Origin of the sequence: Pseudomonas sp. NFPP02, assembly GCF_900119355.1 — a bacterium.
Taxonomy (GTDB): Bacteria; Pseudomonadota; Gammaproteobacteria; order Pseudomonadales; family Pseudomonadaceae; genus Aquipseudomonas; species Aquipseudomonas paracarnis.
Genome location: NZ_FPJI01000008.1, coordinates 192,111 through 207,739, shown reverse-complemented (window position 1 = coordinate 207,739; position 15,629 = coordinate 192,111). Strand labels below are relative to the sequence as shown.

Below are 15,629 nucleotides of genomic sequence, written 5' to 3'. Positions count from 1 at the left end.
TGGGAACGATCATGGCGAAAAAAAACCGGACATTGTCCGGTTTTTTTATGCCCAACTGCTTATTCGGCAGCCGGAGCTTCTGGCTTGCGGCGCTTGAGCGGCGCCATGCCGTCCTTGCTGACGAGCGACAGGTTGTCGGTCTTCGGCCGGTTGGCGATCTTGCGCTTGGTCGGCGACTTGGCGCCGGTTTTCTTCTTGTCGCCCTTGGCGTCGGTCTTTTTCTTCTTCACGCCAACGGCCTTGCCCGACGCCTTGACCTTCTTCGGCCCGGTGTACGTGCCTTTGACTTCCTTGATGGTGCGGCGCTCGAACGACTGCTTCAGGTAGCGTTCGATGCTCGACATCAGGTTCCAGTCGCCGTGGCAGATCAGCGAGATAGCCAGGCCATCGTTGCCGGCCCGTCCGGTACGGCCGATACGGTGCACGTATTCGTCGCCGCTGCGGGGCATGTCGAAGTTGATCACCAGGTCCAGGCCGTCCACGTCGAGACCGCGTGCGGCAACATCGGTGGCCACCAGGATCTTCACGCCGCCCGCCTTGAGACGGTCGATGGCCAGCTTGCGGTCCTTCTGGTCTTTCTCGCCGTGCAGCACGAACGCCTTGTATTCCTGCGCAACCAGGCGCCCGTAGATACGGTCGGCGGCGGCACGGGTGTTGGTGAACACGATGGCCTTCTGGTAGGTCTCGTTGGCCAACAACCAGTTCAGGATCTGTTCTTTGTGCACGTTATGGTCAGCGGTGACGATCTGCTGACGCGTGGTGGCGTTCAGGTCGCTGACGTTGTTGACCTGCAAGTGCTCAGGGTTGTTCAGCACCTTGGCGACCATATCGCGCAGGGTCGAACCACCGGTGGTGGCGGAGAACAGCATGGTCTGCTGGCGGTTGACGCACTCACCGACCAGACGTTGCACATCATCGGCAAAGCCCATGTCGAGCATGCGGTCGGCTTCGTCGAGCACCAGCACTTCGACTTCCTTGAGGTCGAGGTTGCCAGCGTTGAGCTGCTCGATCATGCGCCCTGGGGTGCCGATCAGGATGTCCGGTACCTTGCGCAACATCGCGGCCTGGACCTTGAAGTCTTCGCCACCGGTAATGATGCCGGACTTGATGAAGGTGAACTGCGAGAAGCGCTCGACTTCCTTCAGGGTCTGCTGGGCCAGCTCGCGGGTCGGCAGCAGGATCAGGGTCTTGATGCTGACGCGCACTTTGGCCGGGCCGATCAGGCGGTTAAGTACCGGAAGGACGAAAGCGGCGGTCTTGCCGCTGCCGGTTTGCGCCGTCACCCGCAGGTCACGCCCTTGCAGCGCGAGCGGGATGGCCGCTGCTTGCACAGGCGTAGGCTCGACAAATTTAAGCTCGGCCACGGCTTTAAGCAGGCGTTCGTGCAGGGCGAATTGGGAAAACACGGGTGCTACCTCGAAGAAATACAAAATATCAGCTGCATAGGTTACCGGTTTCGGGCGCCCAAACCGAGTTTCTTTACGCGAACGGGGCTAATCAGCTGCTTTTTTGTCAGCGATTTTGTCCAGAGCGTCAACTTTGTTGCACTTAAATGCTCTAATCGCCCCGTGTTGTCTTACAGAAGAATCGGTTCACTCATGGATATCAAACAGCTCTGGCTCAACGTCCAAGACCTTTGGGGCGCCCTCGATGAACACCCGGTCCTGCATTCCAGCCTAGGCTTGCTGGTGTTGCTGGTGGTGGCATTGGTGGTGGGAAGGGTCGCCCGTTACCTCATCCTGCACGCGGTCAAATTGCTCGGCCGGCAGCCGGCCCTGCACTGGCTGAACGACCTGCGGCATAACAAAGTCTTCCATCGCCTGGCGCAGATGACGCCATCGCTGGTGGTCCAGTTCGGCCTGTACCTGGTGCCGGACCTGAGCAAGACCGCCATTCTGTTTATCGGCAACGTCGCCCTGGCGATCACCATTCTGTTCATGGTTTTGGCCATGAGTGCCCTGCTCAACGCGCTGCTGGATATCTACGCACGCACCGAACACGCACGCACCCGCTCGATCAAGGGCTATGTGCAACTGGCGAAAATGGTGCTGTTCGTGTTCGGCGCGATCATCATCGTCGCCACCCTGATCGACCGCTCGCCGCTGTTGCTGCTGTCGGGCCTGGGTGCGATGTCGGCGGTGATTCTGTTGGTGTACAAGGACACGCTGCTGTCGTTCGTCGCCAGTGTGCAATTGACCAGCAACGACATGCTGCGCGTCGGTGACTGGATCGAAATGCCCCAGGTGGGTGCCGATGGCGATGTGGTGGACATCACCCTGCACACGGTGAAGGTGCAGAACTTCGACAAGACCATCGTTTCCATCCCCACCTGGCGCCTGATGTCCGAGTCGTTCAAGAACTGGCGTGGCATGCAGGCCTCCGGTGGGCGCCGTATCAAGCGCAGCCTGTACATCGACGCCAGCGGCGTACGCTTCCTGAACGACGAGGAGGAAGTGCGCATGACCCAGGTGCACTTGCTCAGCGGCTATATCAGCCGCAAGCAGGCCGAACTCAAGGCCTGGAACGAGGCTCAGGGCCACAGCGCGCAACTGTCGGCCAACCGTCGGCGCATGACCAACCTCGGCACCTTCCGCGCCTACGCACTGGCATACCTGCAAAGCCACCCGGACATCCAGCCGAACATGACCTGCATGGTGCGCCAGATGCAAACCACCGCCCAGGGCGTGCCGCTGGAGATCTACTGCTTTACCCGCACCACGGCGTGGGGCGATTACGAGCGGATCCAGGGCGATATCTTCGATTATCTGTTGGCGGTGTTGCCGGAGTTCGGGCTGAGCCTGTATCAGCAGCCGAGCGGCAACGACCTGCGCGCCGGCGTGCTGCCGGCATTGGCCGGGGCCACGCAGGTACCCGTCGCCGAAACGGCATGAGGTGATGCAAACGGGATTACGGCAGTGACGCCGTAATCTCCTTGCGGCAAACCTCAAGCACTTCATCGGCCAGTGCGGAATCATCCGGGCACGCCCGCGACAGCATGATTGCGCCGATGGCATGGGCCATGCTGTCGAGCATTTTCGCGCGCACGCCTTCTTGTGGCGTCTCATGAGCTGCGTTGTACTTTGCTTCCAGGGCCTGCAGGGTATTTTCCAAACCGTCGGCAAAGGTCGCCTTCAGCGTGTCCGATTGACGGGCGGCATCGGCACACAACGCCGCCAATGTGCATCCGCCGCCGCGATGGTCGCGGTGCTGCCTGGACAGGTAAACCTCGAAAAACTGCTCCACCTCCATCTCCGCGCTGTCGGCCAGTGACTGCGCCAGACTGTTGGCGGCTGCTTCCGCCATCAAGTCCGCCTTGGAACCGAAGTGCTTGTAAAAGCCGCCTTGGGTAAAACCGGCCGCAGCCATCAACTCGGCCACGCCCACCCCATCGAAACCCCGCTCGCGGAACAGCTCCGAAGCTGTCTCGACGATATGGGCCCGATTGCTCTGTGACTGCGCCTTGGTGATCTTCATGTGTATGGTCCTGCCAGCTTGCGAGATAGGCATATTACTATGATGTCGATCATAATCAAAACCGTTGACAGCTTTGATTATGATCGACATCATAAAACCTCCTCGCACTCACAGAGCATCACACCATGAGCACTTCCACTACCGTTCTGATCACTGGCGCTTCGACCGGCATTGGCGCCGCCTACGCCGAACGCTTTGCCGCACGCGGCCACGACCTCGTACTGGTCGCCCGTGACATCACGCGCCTGGAAGCGCTCGCCGCCAGGCTGCGTAAGCACCACGCCGTCAGCGTTGATATCCTCCCGGCCGACCTGACCCAAAGCGCTGACTTGGCCGCAGTTGAAGCGCGCCTGCGCGATGACGCCAGCATTGGCACGCTAGTCAATAATGCAGGCGCCGCGCAGTCCGGCAGTTTTATTGAACAGTCCACCGAAAGCGTCGCGCAGTTGGTCGCCCTCAACACCACGGCTCTGGTACGCCTGGCCAGTGCCATCGCCCCGCGCCTGGCGGCAGCCGGCAACGGCGCTATCATCAACATTGGCTCGGTAGTGGGCCTGGCCCCGGAATTCGGCATGACGGTGTACGGCGCGACCAAGGCGTTCGTGCTGTTCCTGTCCCAAGGCATGAGCCTGGAACTGGCGCCCAAAGGCGTGTACGTGCAAGCCGTGCTGCCCGCTGCCACGCGTACCGAGATCTGGGAGCGTGCGGGCATTGATATCAACACCCTCACGGACGTGATGGAAGTAGGTGATCTGGTGGACGCGGCGCTGGTCGGTTTTGACCGCCGCGAGCCGGTGACCATTCCGCCGTTGCAGGACGGCGCCCGTTGGGACGCGTTGCAGGCTGCGCGGCAAGGCTTGCTGGCACAGATCAAGCAGTCCCAGGTTGCCGAGCGTTACCTGGCCAACGCCTGAACAACCGGTAGCAGGCGTGCTGCGCGCCTGCCCCTTCTCACCGAAGCAACGAGCGTTGAACCATGAAGGCATTTTCCATCGAACGGTACGGCAAACAGCCCGGCCGCCTCACCGAGGCCCCCGCGCCTGTTGTGGGTGAGCATGACGTGCTGGTTCAGGTGCGGGCCAGCAGCGTCAATGTGCTGGATGCAAAGATCGCCAAGGGCGAATTCAAACTGATCCTGCCCTATGCGATGCCGTTGACACTCGGCAATGACCTGGCCGGCGTGGTGCTCAGCGTCGGCGCGGCGGTACGACGCTTCAAGCCGGGGGACGAAGTCTACGCCCGCCCGCCCCAGCAGCGTATCGGCACCTTCGCTGAGTTGATTGCCGTGCACGAAGACGCACTGGCGCGCAAACCCGACAACATCACCATGGAGCAAGCCGCGGCCCTGCCCCTGGTCGCGCTCACGGCGTGGCAGGTGCTGGTGGAAACCGCGAAGCTGAAGAAAGGCCAGAAAGTGTTCATTCATGCGGGCTCAGGCGGAGTGGGCAGTATCGCCATTCAGTTGGCCAAGCATTTGGGCGCTTTTGTCGCCACCACCACCAGCACCGCCAATGTCGAGTGGGTCAAGGCGTTGGGCGCGGATGTAGTGATCGACTACAAACAGCAAGCCTTCGAGGCCGTGCTGCGGGATTACGATGTGGTGCTGAACAGCCTGGGCCCAGATGCGCTGGCCAAGTCACTGAAGATTCTCAAGCCCGGCGGTCAGCTCATCTCCATCTCCGGGCCGCCGACACCCGCCTTCGCCCGCGCCCAGAACCTGCCCTGGTTATTGGGCCTGGTCATGGGTGTGTTGAGCAGCGGTATCCGCAGGAAAGCACGCAAGCAAGGCGTGAGCTATGAGTTTGTCTTCATGCGTGCCAGTGGCGCACAACTGGATGAAATCACCGCGCTGGTCGAGTCCGGCAGTATCCGGCCGGTTATCGACCGTACCTTTCCGTTCGAATCCACAGCGGCGGCCCTGGACTATGTCGAACAAGGCCGCGCCAAAGGCAAGGTGGTGATCACGATGGGGACGACACCGCCCGACGCACACCCAGCCGGCTGATCCAAACCGCCCCCAGAATCACCAGGCCGCCCAGGGCCAAACGGCCCAGCGGTTCGTGCTGGTTCCAGATCAGCAGGTTCAGCAGCAACCCCACCGGCACATGCAGGTTGTTCATCACCGCCAGGGTGCCGCCATTGACCAGGCAGGCGCCCTTGTTCCACCAGTACATGCCCAGCGCGGTGCTGACCAACCCGAGGAACACCAGCACACCCCATTGCAGCGGCGCTTGCGGCAGGAAGTCAGCCTTGCCGAACAGCAGGAACGCCGGCAACACCACCAACAAGGCGCCCAGGTAGAAATAACCGAAACGCCGGAAGTGCGGCTGATCACTGGGGTAACGCGCCACCAGGTGCTTGTACATGACTTGCCCGGCGGCGTAGGTGAAATTGGCCAATTGCAGCAGCAAGAACCCCATCAGGAAATGCGGGGTGATCTGATCGAAACGAATCACCGCCGCCCCCCCCACCGCCACCAGGGCCGCCACAAGCGCCCAGGGATTGAAGCGACGATTAAGCGCGTCCTCGATCAGGGTCACATGCAGCGGTGTGAGGATGGTGAACAGCAGCACTTCCGGCACCGTCAGCACACGAAAGCTCAGGTACAGGCATACGTAGGTCACGCCGAACTGCAATGCACCGATCACCAACATGCCGCGCATGAATGCGGGCTCCACCGAGCGCCAGCGCGTCAGCGGAATAAAGATCAGCCCGGCCAGCACCACGCGCACCAGCACCGCAAAGTAACTGTCGACGTGACCGGCGAGGTATTCGCCAATCAAGCTGAAGGAAAATGCCTGAATCAGGGTGACAACCAGTAGATAGCCCATGCGCGCCTCGTTTCGAATGGGCGCGACATTAAAGCTTTTTGGTTTTTGAAGAAACTCGGCGCAAAAAAAACCCGACCTCGCTAAAGCGGCAGTCGGGCAGGAGCACTCAGGAGCAAAAAGTGCAAAGGGAGGTTCGATACGCGTACTTGAAGGGTTTGCGTGGGGCTATATAAGCAGCACGGGATTATCTGACGATTAACGCCTCAGGCCACCTGGGCCAGCAGTGCCTTGGCGTGATTGACGCCCTTCTCCTGGAAGTCGCCGCCCAGGTTGACGCCTTCGGCGTGAATGAAGGTGACGTCATGAATGCCAATAAATGCCATGACCTGGCGCAGGTACGGTTCCTGGTGATCCGAGGTAGCACCCGTGTGAATACCGCCGCGTGCGGTGAGCACGATGGCGCGCTTGCCGGTCAACAGGCCCTGGGGCCCAGTGGCGGTGTATTTGAAAGTCACACCGGCCCGCAACACGTGATCCAGCCAGGCTTTGAGGGTGCTGGGGATAGCGAAGTTGTACATCGGCGCGGCCATCACCAACACGTCGGCGGCCAGCAGTTCGTCAGTCAACTCGTTGGAGCGGTCCAGGGACACCTGTTCGTCGTCGTTACGCTGCTCCGCCGGTTTCATCCAACCGCCCAACAGGTTGACATCCAAGTGGGGTACCGGATTGAGCGCGACGTCGCGCACGGTGATGTGGTCTGCCGGATGGGCGACTTGCCATTGGCTGATGAACTGTTGGGTGAGCTGGCGGGAAATGGAATCCTGCTGGCGCGCACTGCTTTCGATGATCAGAACATTGGACATGGCTTCGTAGGCTCCATCGGTAATTGCTGTAAGTCGATGGAGAGAAGGTTAACCAGGGCCCATTCGATAAAAAAGCGCAAAAAACTGCTATAACCCATCTACAAATTTGTTTATAAGCGGAGTATTCCTGTGGGCGTGCTCCGCTGTTGCATTATTTTGGCGCGCAGTCCAAGGCAATACGCATCTTGATGATGGAGCGGTTGAACTTGACCGTGGTGTTAGTGCTTTTGCCAGCAGGCACGGTCACGGTACGACGGCGTGGCGATTCCGGGCCGTTGGTGAAGGTAACCTTGCACACCGCGTCCTGGGTACCGTAGTTGTTCAGCTGGATCGAACTGATGTCGCCGTCCACATCGGAGGCGGTGTAATCAATGCTCACGCCATCAATCTTTTTCGTCACGTCGATAGGGTAGGCAAACGCACTCATCGGCAGCAGCGCCAGCAACACACAACACAATTTTCTCATTCGGCAGTCTCCAATAAGGACCGCCAGCTTAGGACAAGAGGAGCTCATCTTGAAAGCGCCCCGCGTTACCCTCGATCAATGGCGCACCTTGCAAGCCGTGGTCGATCATGGCGGCTTTGCCCAAGCCGCCGAAGCGCTGCACCGTTCGCAATCTTCAGTGAGCTACACCGTAGCGCGCATGCAGGACCAACTCGGCGTCCCCTTGCTGCGTATCGACGGGCGCAAGGCGGTGCTGACCGAAGCCGGTGAAGTGCTGCTGCGCCGCTCCCGCCAACTGGTGAAAAACGCCAGCCAACTGGAAGACCTCGCCCATCACATGGAGCAGGGCTGGGAAGCCGAAGTGCGCCTGGTGGTGGATGCCGCCTACCCCAGCGCACGCCTCGTTCGCGCGCTGACCGCCTTTATGCCCCAAAGCCGTGGCTGCCGGGTGCGCCTGCGCGAAGAAGTGCTGTCCGGCGTCGAAGAGTTGCTGCTCGACGGCATGGCGGACCTGGCCATTTGCGGGTTTATCATCCCGGGCTACCTGGGCACGGAAATGAGCGATGTGGAGTTCGTCGCCGTGGCCCACCCCGATCACTCGCTGCATCGCCTCAACCGTGAGCTGAGTTTCCACGACCTGGAGAGCCAGATGCAGGTGGTGATCCGTGACTCCGGCCGCCAACAACCGCGCGACGTCGGCTGGCTAGGCGCCGAACAGCGCTGGACCGTCGGCAGCCTCGCTACTGCCGCCACCTTCGTCGGCAGCGGCCTGGGCTTTGCCTGGCTGCCCCGGCACATGATCGAGCGCGAACTCAAGGAAGGCGTGCTCAAGCAGCTTCCCCTGGAAAAAGGTGGCAGTCGCAACCCGACGTTTTACCTGTACTCCAACAAAGACAAACCCTTGGGGCCCGCCACGCAGATCCTCGTGGAATTGCTGCGCACCTTTGACACCGCTCCCCTGGACGCGCCCTTTGCCGCCCCCCAACAAGCCTGAAACGGAGTTCATCCATGGCCTGGTTCGATCATGAAGGCTGCAGCCTGCATTACGAGGAATACGGCCATGGCAACCCCCTGATCCTGATTCACGGCCTGGGCTCCAGCAGCCAGGATTGGGAACTGCAAGTACCGGTACTCGCCCGGCACTACCGCCTGATCGTGGTTGACGTGCGCGGCCATGGTCGCTCGGACAAACCCCGGGAGTGCTACAGCATCAAAGGGTTTACCTTCGACCTGGTCGCCCTGATCGAACACCTGGACCTGCCAGCGGCCCACGTGGTGGGTTTATCCATGGGCGGCATGATCGCCTTCCAACTGGCGGTGGATGAACCCCTGCGGGTCAAAAGCCTGTGCATCGTCAACAGCGCGCCTGAGGTCAAGGTGCGCAGTGCCGACGACTATTGGCAGTGGGCCAAACGCTGGACCCTGGCCCGCGTGCTCAGCCTGGGCACCATCGGCAAGGCCTTGGGCGATCGGCTGTTCCCAAAACCGGAGCAGGCCGACCTGCGCCGCAAGATGGCCGAACGCTGGGCAAGCAACGACAAACGTGCTTATCTCGCCAGCTTCGACGCCATCGTGGGCTGGGGCGTGCAGGAACAACTGTCGAGAATTGCCTGTCCAACCCTGGTCATCAGCGCCGACCATGACTACACCCCCGTGGCGCAGAAAGAAATCTATGTAAAACTGCTGCCCGATGCGCGGCTGGTGGTCATCGAAGATTCCCGCCATGCCACGCCCTTGGATCAACCCGAGGTCTTTAACGCGACCTTGCTCGAGTTTCTAAAGACCGTCGAAACCACTACCCAGGATCACTGACCCATGCTGAAAAAAATCGCCTTCTTTGCCGGTTCCGCCCTGTTCGCTGCCAACCTGATGGCGGCCGAGCCGGCCAAGGCGCCACACGTGTTGCTCGACACCACCAACGGCCAGATTGAAATCGAACTGGACCCGGTCAAGGCGCCGATCAGCACCAAGAACTTCCTGGCCTATGTCGACAAGGGCTTCTACACCAACACGATCTTTCACCGCGTGATCCCCGGCTTCATGGTCCAGGGCGGCGGGTTCACCCAGCAAATGGCGCAAAAGCCGACCGAAGCACCGATCAAGAACGAAGCCAGCAATGGCCTGCATAACGTGCGTGGCACCTTGTCCATGGCTCGCACCAATGACCCGAACTCGGCCACCAGCCAATTCTTCATCAACGTGGCCGACAATGCCTTCCTCGACCCGGGCCGCGATGCCGGTTATGCCGTGTTCGCCAAAGTGGTCAAGGGCATGGACGTGGTAGACATCATCGTCAACTCCCAGACCACCACCAAGCAAGGCATGCAGAACGTGCCTATCGATCCTGTGATCATCAAGTCGGCCAAGCGCATCGACTGAGGTCCGCAGGCAGCTTTGCACGGTGCCCGCATGGCACCGTGCACCTTTGAAAGGAGAGCCCGCCCGGCGGGCGTCAAACCTAATGCTCTATCGTCGTTTTGAACAACTGATCGATATTTTCCGCGACGCCCCCAGCGCGGCCCCTCCCGAAAAAGTCCTGCCCTTCTATCTCTATTACCTGCGCCAGGTGTGGCCGTGCTTCGCCGCGCTGCTGGTGGTGGGGCTGGTCGGCGCCCTGATCGAAGTTGCGTTGTTCAGCTACCTGAGCCGCATCATCGACCTGGCCCAGGGCACGCCACCGGCGAATTTTTTCCAGATCCACAGCGCCGAGCTGATCTGGATGGCCGTGGTCGCCCTGTTGTTGCGCCCGCTCTTCAACGGCCTGCATGACTTGCTGGTGCACCAGACCATCAACCCTGGCATGACCAGCCTGATTCGCTGGCAGAACCACAGCTACGTGCTCAAGCAGAGCCTGAATTTCTTTCAAAACGATTTCGCCGGGCGCATCGCCCAGCGGATCATGCAAACCGGCAACTCCTTGCGTGACTCGGCGGTGGCGACCGCGGAGGCTATCTGGCACGTGTCGATCTACGCCATCAGTGCCCTGGTGTTGTTTGCCGAGGCCGACTGGCGGCTGATGATTCCGCTGATCACCTGGATCGTTTGCTACAGCCTGGCCCTGCGTTACTTCGTACCTCGGGTGAAAGAACGCTCGGTGATTTCCTCCGAGGCGCGCTCCAAACTGATGGGCCGAATCGTCGACGGCTACACCAATATCACCACTTTGAAGCTGTTCGCCCATACGCAGAACGAACAGGAATACGCCAAGCAAGCGATCATCGAGCAGACCGAAAAAACCCAACTGGCCGCCCGCGTGCTCACCAGCATGGACACCGTGATCTGTATTCTGAACGGCCTGCTGATCGTCACCACTACTGGCCTGGCCCTGTGGCTGTGGACCCAGTCGCTGATTTCCGTGGGCGCGATTGCCCTGGCCACCGGCCTGGTGATCCGCATCGTCAACATGTCCGGCTGGATCATGTGGGTGGTCAACGGCATCTTCGAAAACATCGGCATTGTGCAAGACGGCCTGAAGACCATCGCCCAGCCACTGGCCGTTATCGATCGGGAAAACGCTCCGCGCCTGACGGTGCCCCACGGCCAGGTACGCTTTGAGCAAGTGGACTTCCACTACGGCAAGAAGAGCGGAATCATTGGCGGCCTCAACCTTGAGATCAAGGCCGGGGAAAAGATCGGCTTGATCGGCCCATCCGGCGCGGGCAAGTCGACGCTGGTCAACCTGCTGCTGCGCCTTTACGACCTGCAGGGCGGGCGCATCCTCATCGACGGCCAGGACATCGCCGAGGTCGCCCAGGAGAGCCTGCGCGCACAAATCGGCATGATCACCCAAGACACCTCGTTGCTGCACCGCTCGATCCGCGACAACCTGCTGTATGGCAAGCCCGACGCGACAGACGAAGAACTGTGGGCGGCGGTGCACAAGGCCCGCGCCGATGAATTCATCCCGCTGCTGTCGGATTCCGAGGGCCGCACCGGGCTGGATGCCCATGTGGGTGAACGCGGGGTGAAACTCTCCGGCGGGCAACGCCAGCGTATCGCTATCGCCCGTGTGCTGCTCAAGGACGCACCGATCCTGATCATGGACGAAGCCACCTCTGCGCTGGACTCTGAAGTGGAAGCGGCGATCCAGGAGAGCCTGGAAACCCTGATGCAGGGCAAGACGGTGATCGCAATTGCACACCGGTTGTCGACCATCGCACGAATGGACCGCCTGGTGGTGCTGGAAAAAGGCCAGATTGCCGAAAGCGGCAGCCATTCCGAGTTACTGGCATACGGCGGGCTTTATTCGCGGTTATGGCAGCATCAGACCGGGGGTTTTGTCGGCATAGACTGATTTTGCTGGGTAAAGCCCCGCTCAATTCCGAACAATTCTGACAGCTTTCTCTATCTGGCTGGTCTTGCGAGACAATCCTGCTGTACTGCAATCAGGCCCCAGGAGGGCCCTGATTTAAGGCAGCAGGGAAGCCACACAGACCGTTAATCAGATAGAGCAATCTAAGGAAGTGTTCATGTCACTGTTCAAACGTTCCGTAACGGAAGGACTGGGTACGTTTTGGCTGGTGTTGGGTGGCTGCGGGAGTGCGGTGTTGGCCGCAGCGTTCCCCAACGTCGGCATCGGCCTGCTCGGGGTGTCCCTGGCTTTCGGGCTCACGGTGCTGACCATGGCATTTGCCATCGGGCATATCAGCGGCTGTCACCTTAACCCGGCCGTCTCGGTGGGGTTGGTGGTCGGCGGCAGATTCCCGGCCAGGGAGTTGCCGGCCTACATCGTGTCGCAAGTGATCGGTGGCGCCATCGCCGCCGCACTGCTGTACTTCATCGCCAGCGGCAAACCCGGGTTCGAACTGGCCTCCGGGCTGGCAAGCAATGGTTATGGCGAGCATTCACCCGGTGGTTATTCAATGGCGGCAGGCTTTGTCTGTGAGCTGGTGATGACGGCGATGTTCGTGCTGATCATCCTTGGCGCCACCGACCGTCGAGCCCCGGCAGGCTTCGCGCCCATCGCCATCGGCCTGGGGCTGACGCTGATCCACCTGATCTCCATCCCGGTGACCAACACCTCGGTCAACCCGGCCCGCAGCACAGGGCCTGCGTTGATTGTCGGCGGCTGGGCGCTGCAGCAATTGTGGCTGTTCTGGCTCGCGCCCATCCTCGGCGCGGTGATCGGCGGCATTACGTACCGATGGGTGGGTGCAGAAAAAACAGCTTGACCCAATCCCTGCAGGAGCGAGCTTGCTCGCGAAAAACGCCAACGATGACGCGGTGCATACAGCTGTAATCCCGCGTCGTCTGCACGTTCTTCGCGAGCAAGCTCGCTCCTACAGGGTGTTTCACGTGCCGTCAGAGTGCCGATAAGGCAGGGCCGCCCTCGCCTCTTCGGCATACGCCAGAACCCCCACCCGTTCGCGCTCAAGAAAATCTTCCACAGCGTTCTTCAACCCCGGGTGGCGCAGGTAGTGCCATGACCGCGTAATCACCGGCTCAAACCCGCGAATCAATTTGTGCTCACCCTGGGCACCTGCATCGAAGCGTTGCAGGCCGTGGGCGATGGCGTAGTCCATGCCCTGGTAGAAACAGGTTTCGAAATGCAGGCGGTCGAATTCCGCCAGGCAACCCCAGTAGCGACCATAGAAGCTGTCGCCACCGAGCAGGCTGAAGGCCATGGCCACCGGGCGCGTGCCTTGTTTGGCCAAGACTACGCGTATGGCTGCCGGCATGCGCTCAGCCAACAAGCTGAAAAATACGCGGGTCAGGTAGGGCGATTGCCGACGCACCGCGTAGGTGTTGGCGTAGCAGGCGTAAACAAAATCCCACTGGGATTCGCTCAGCTCATGGCCTTGCAACCACTCGAACTCGATACCCTGCCCTGCCACTTGTTCGCGCTCTTTGCGCATCTGTTTGCGCTTGCGTGAACTCAGGGCGTCGAGGAAATCCTGGAAGTCGCGGTAACCACGGTTCTGCCAATGAAACTGACAACCCAAGCGTTGCAACCAGCCGGGGTGTTGGGCCATGGCTTCATCGGCGAGGGCATCGGTAAAGTTGATATGGGCGCTCGACAGGCCCTCGATCTCCAGATACCCCGGCAGGCTATTAAGCAATTCGAAAGCGTCTGCGGCACTGGCAGCCAATACGCGCGGCCCACCGACCGGGCTGAACGGCACGGCCGTCAGCAACTTGGGGTAATAGTCGATGCCGGCGCGCTCGCAAGCGTCGGCCCAGCCGTGATCGAACACGTACTCGCCATAAGAATGCCATTTGCGATAACCCGGCAATGCCGCCATCAACCGGTCGCCTTCCCAGTGCAGCAAGTGCTCCGTCTGCCAGCCCGAATGCGGGCCGATGCTGGCGCTGTCTTCCAGCGCACTGAGAAACCCATGCTGCATAAACGGCTGGGCCTGTGGCATCAGGGCATCCCACGTGTGCGCAGCGATATCGGACAGGCTGTCCAGGCGTTGCAGCGGCATCGGCATCCTCATTGTTTCTTGGCATGAAAACCTGGGGAGTATCGCTGATCACAGCCGCGCACACATCCTCAAAACACGCGGACAGACGTCAAAACCCTTAGTTCCGTTGCGTAACGATTTGTCATCTAGATGAAATCACTTAGCCACTACTCCGTCATAAACGGTCGCGATACTGACGCCAGTTTTTAGAGCGTCCGGGTCTACCGGGCGACATTTTTTCCGTCCGTCATGGGTCGGTTGTGTCCTGGAGGGTGTTGCCCTCCCTCCTCACTTTCGGAGATTGATATGCGTCTTGCTTCCACTAAAACTGCGGCGGTCCTGTGTGGCGGCCTGTTGCTGGCACTGAGCGTTCCGGCCAGCGCTGCAGTCGACGCTAAATTGCTCGACATGCTCAAGGCCAACGGCCAGATCACCGCGGCGCAGTACACCGAACTGCAAATGGAACTGGCCAGGGATCAGAAAGAGCAGCAGATCGCACGCCAGGCTCAACAAGAGACCAACGAGCAGATCGCGGCCACTGCGAAAAAAACCAACGAGCTGAGCAGCTTCGACCAGAAATTGGCTTGGGCAGCCAAGACCCAGTTCAAGGGTGACGTGCGCTTCCGCCAGGAAACCATCAAGATCGACGGCGAGCCCAACAACGGTGGGCGTGACAAAGACCGTCAACGCATTCGTGCCCGCCTGGGTGCCTACACCGAAATCAACCCGCAGGTGGACACTGGTATCCGTATCGCCACCGGCGGCGGCGATGATGCACGCTCCACCAACCAAGACCAGGATGGTTACTTCGATAAGAAGTCGATCTGGCTGGACCTCGGCTACATCGACTACCACCCGGACCAGATCAAGAATCTGCACGTGATCGGCGGCAAGATGCTGCAGCCGTGGGTGAACATGGGCGATGTGATCTGGGATAGCGACATCAACCCTGAAGGCCTGGCCGTCACCTACAAATACCCACTGGGTAGCAGCGCTGAGCTGTTCGGTAGCCTGGGTAACTACAACCTCAAGGACAACGTGGACGGTGACGGCGTGCAATTTCGCCATGACCTGCGCCTGACGTCCGGCCAGTTGGGCACGCGGTTCTCGGTCACCGACAACCTGAAAATGACCTTGGGCGGCAGCATCTACGCCTACAAGAATGACGAAGACAGCCGCTGCACAACCACCACCACGCCTTGCGCATTGGCGGTCAACGGCAACTCGGCCAACAATGAATTCCGCTTGTACGAAGGCTTTGCGCAAGCAGACATCGGTGGCCTGGCCGTGCCGCTGTCGTTCTACGGCCAGTACGTGAAAAACAACGATGCGGTGACCGACCAGGACACCGCCTGGTTGCTGGGTGCCAAGTCCAAGGTGTTCGGTTTGAACCTGGACTACAACTACCGCGACGTTCAACGTAACGCCGTCGTAGGCGCCTTCACCGATTCGGACTTCGCCAACGGCACCACCGGCTCGCGCGGTCACAAGATGAAAGTCAGCTATGACATCGACAAGAACTTCGCCATCGGCGCCACCTACTTCCTGACCAAGGCTGACTTCGCCAGCCGGACCCAGCGGGATGCCGATACCAACACCTTGCAGCTGGATGCTGAAGCCAAGTTCTAACGCTTAGCATGTAGGAGCGAGCTTGCTGTGGCGAGCAAGCTTG

15 protein-coding genes are annotated in these 15,629 nt (G+C 60.3%); 9 read left to right on the top strand and 6 right to left on the bottom strand.

Annotation, left to right across the window (positions count from 1 at the left end):
- Positions 1-59: 59 nt before the first annotated feature.
- Positions 60-1,406 carry a DEAD/DEAH box helicase gene (locus BT204_RS16035; RefSeq protein WP_003193110.1) on the bottom strand — a complete coding sequence of 449 codons (1,347 nt, stop codon included), beginning with the start codon at positions 1,404-1,406 and terminating at the stop codon, positions 60-62.
- 192 nt (positions 1,407-1,598) lie between these two features.
- Here BT204_RS16035 and BT204_RS16030 point away from each other — a divergent pair, with 192 nt between their 5' ends.
- On the top strand, positions 1,599-2,891 hold the full coding sequence (locus BT204_RS16030) for a mechanosensitive ion channel family protein (protein ID WP_034128301.1): 1,293 nt from the start codon (positions 1,599-1,601) through the stop codon (positions 2,889-2,891).
- Between the two features lie 16 nt (positions 2,892-2,907).
- Here BT204_RS16030 and BT204_RS16025 read toward each other — a convergent pair whose 3' ends face one another.
- Positions 2,908-3,474 (bottom strand): TetR/AcrR family transcriptional regulator, encoded by a 567-nt coding sequence (locus BT204_RS16025; RefSeq protein ID WP_072447462.1) that lies wholly within the window; start codon positions 3,472-3,474, stop codon positions 2,908-2,910.
- A 125-nt stretch (positions 3,475-3,599) separates the two neighbouring features.
- Between BT204_RS16025 and BT204_RS16020 the strand changes: the two genes are divergently transcribed.
- On the top strand, positions 3,600-4,388 hold the full coding sequence (locus BT204_RS16020) for an SDR family NAD(P)-dependent oxidoreductase (protein ID WP_072447460.1): 789 nt from the start codon (positions 3,600-3,602) through the stop codon (positions 4,386-4,388).
- A gap of 62 nt (positions 4,389-4,450) precedes the next feature.
- On the top strand, positions 4,451-5,479 hold the full coding sequence (locus BT204_RS16015) for an NADP-dependent oxidoreductase (protein WP_054897837.1): 1,029 nt from the start codon (positions 4,451-4,453) through the stop codon (positions 5,477-5,479).
- Here the strand turns inward: BT204_RS16015 and BT204_RS16010 are convergent.
- The 3 genes from BT204_RS16010 to BT204_RS16000 form a co-directional block, all read right to left on the bottom strand.
- Positions 5,436-6,305: a carboxylate/amino acid/amine transporter gene (locus BT204_RS16010; protein ID WP_034128297.1), complete on the bottom strand. Its 870-nt coding sequence runs from the start codon at positions 6,303-6,305 to the stop codon at positions 5,436-5,438. The genes BT204_RS16015 and BT204_RS16010 overlap by 44 nt on opposite strands.
- A 203-nt stretch (positions 6,306-6,508) precedes the next feature.
- Entirely contained in the window at positions 6,509-7,108 is a 600-nt protein-coding gene (locus BT204_RS16005) for an FMN-dependent NADH-azoreductase (RefSeq protein WP_072447459.1), read from the bottom strand.
- A 151-nt stretch (positions 7,109-7,259) separates the two neighbouring features.
- Positions 7,260-7,574 carry a hypothetical protein gene (locus tag BT204_RS16000; protein ID WP_054897838.1) on the bottom strand — a complete coding sequence of 105 codons (315 nt, stop codon included), beginning with the start codon at positions 7,572-7,574 and terminating at the stop codon, positions 7,260-7,262.
- 49 nt (positions 7,575-7,623) lie between these two features.
- Between BT204_RS16000 and BT204_RS15995 the strand changes: the two genes are divergently transcribed.
- The 5 genes from BT204_RS15995 to aqpZ all read left to right on the top strand — a co-directional run bounded on the left by BT204_RS15995 (position 7,624) and on the right by aqpZ (position 12,724).
- On the top strand, positions 7,624-8,547 hold the full coding sequence (locus tag BT204_RS15995; protein ID WP_003193120.1) for a PA3225 family LysR-type transcriptional regulator: 924 nt from the start codon (positions 7,624-7,626) through the stop codon (positions 8,545-8,547).
- 14 nt (positions 8,548-8,561) lie between these two features.
- Entirely contained in the window at positions 8,562-9,365 is an 804-nt protein-coding gene (locus BT204_RS15990; protein ID WP_072447458.1) for an alpha/beta fold hydrolase, read from the top strand.
- A 3-nt stretch (positions 9,366-9,368) separates the two neighbouring features.
- Positions 9,369-9,932, top strand: a complete 564-nt coding sequence (locus BT204_RS15985) for a peptidylprolyl isomerase (RefSeq protein WP_034128293.1) — start codon at positions 9,369-9,371, stop codon at positions 9,930-9,932.
- A gap of 82 nt (positions 9,933-10,014) precedes the next feature.
- Complete coding sequence (locus BT204_RS15980) at positions 10,015-11,847, top strand: ABC transporter ATP-binding protein (RefSeq protein ID WP_054897840.1); 1,833 nt, start codon at positions 10,015-10,017, stop codon at positions 11,845-11,847.
- 175 nt (positions 11,848-12,022) lie between these two features.
- Positions 12,023-12,724, top strand: a complete 702-nt coding sequence (gene aqpZ, locus BT204_RS15975) for an aquaporin Z (RefSeq protein WP_054897841.1) — start codon at positions 12,023-12,025, stop codon at positions 12,722-12,724.
- Between the two features lie 120 nt (positions 12,725-12,844).
- Here aqpZ and BT204_RS15970 read toward each other — a convergent pair whose 3' ends face one another.
- On the bottom strand, positions 12,845-13,978 hold the full coding sequence (locus BT204_RS15970) for a GNAT family N-acetyltransferase (RefSeq protein WP_054897842.1): 1,134 nt from the start codon (positions 13,976-13,978) through the stop codon (positions 12,845-12,847).
- 285 nt (positions 13,979-14,263) lie between these two features.
- Here BT204_RS15970 and BT204_RS15965 point away from each other — a divergent pair, with 285 nt between their 5' ends.
- The gene (locus tag BT204_RS15965) at positions 14,264-15,586 is read left to right on the top strand and encodes a putative porin (RefSeq protein WP_003193136.1); all 1,323 of its coding nucleotides are present in this window, start codon (positions 14,264-14,266) and stop codon (positions 15,584-15,586) included.
- Positions 15,587-15,629 lie beyond the last annotated feature (43 nt).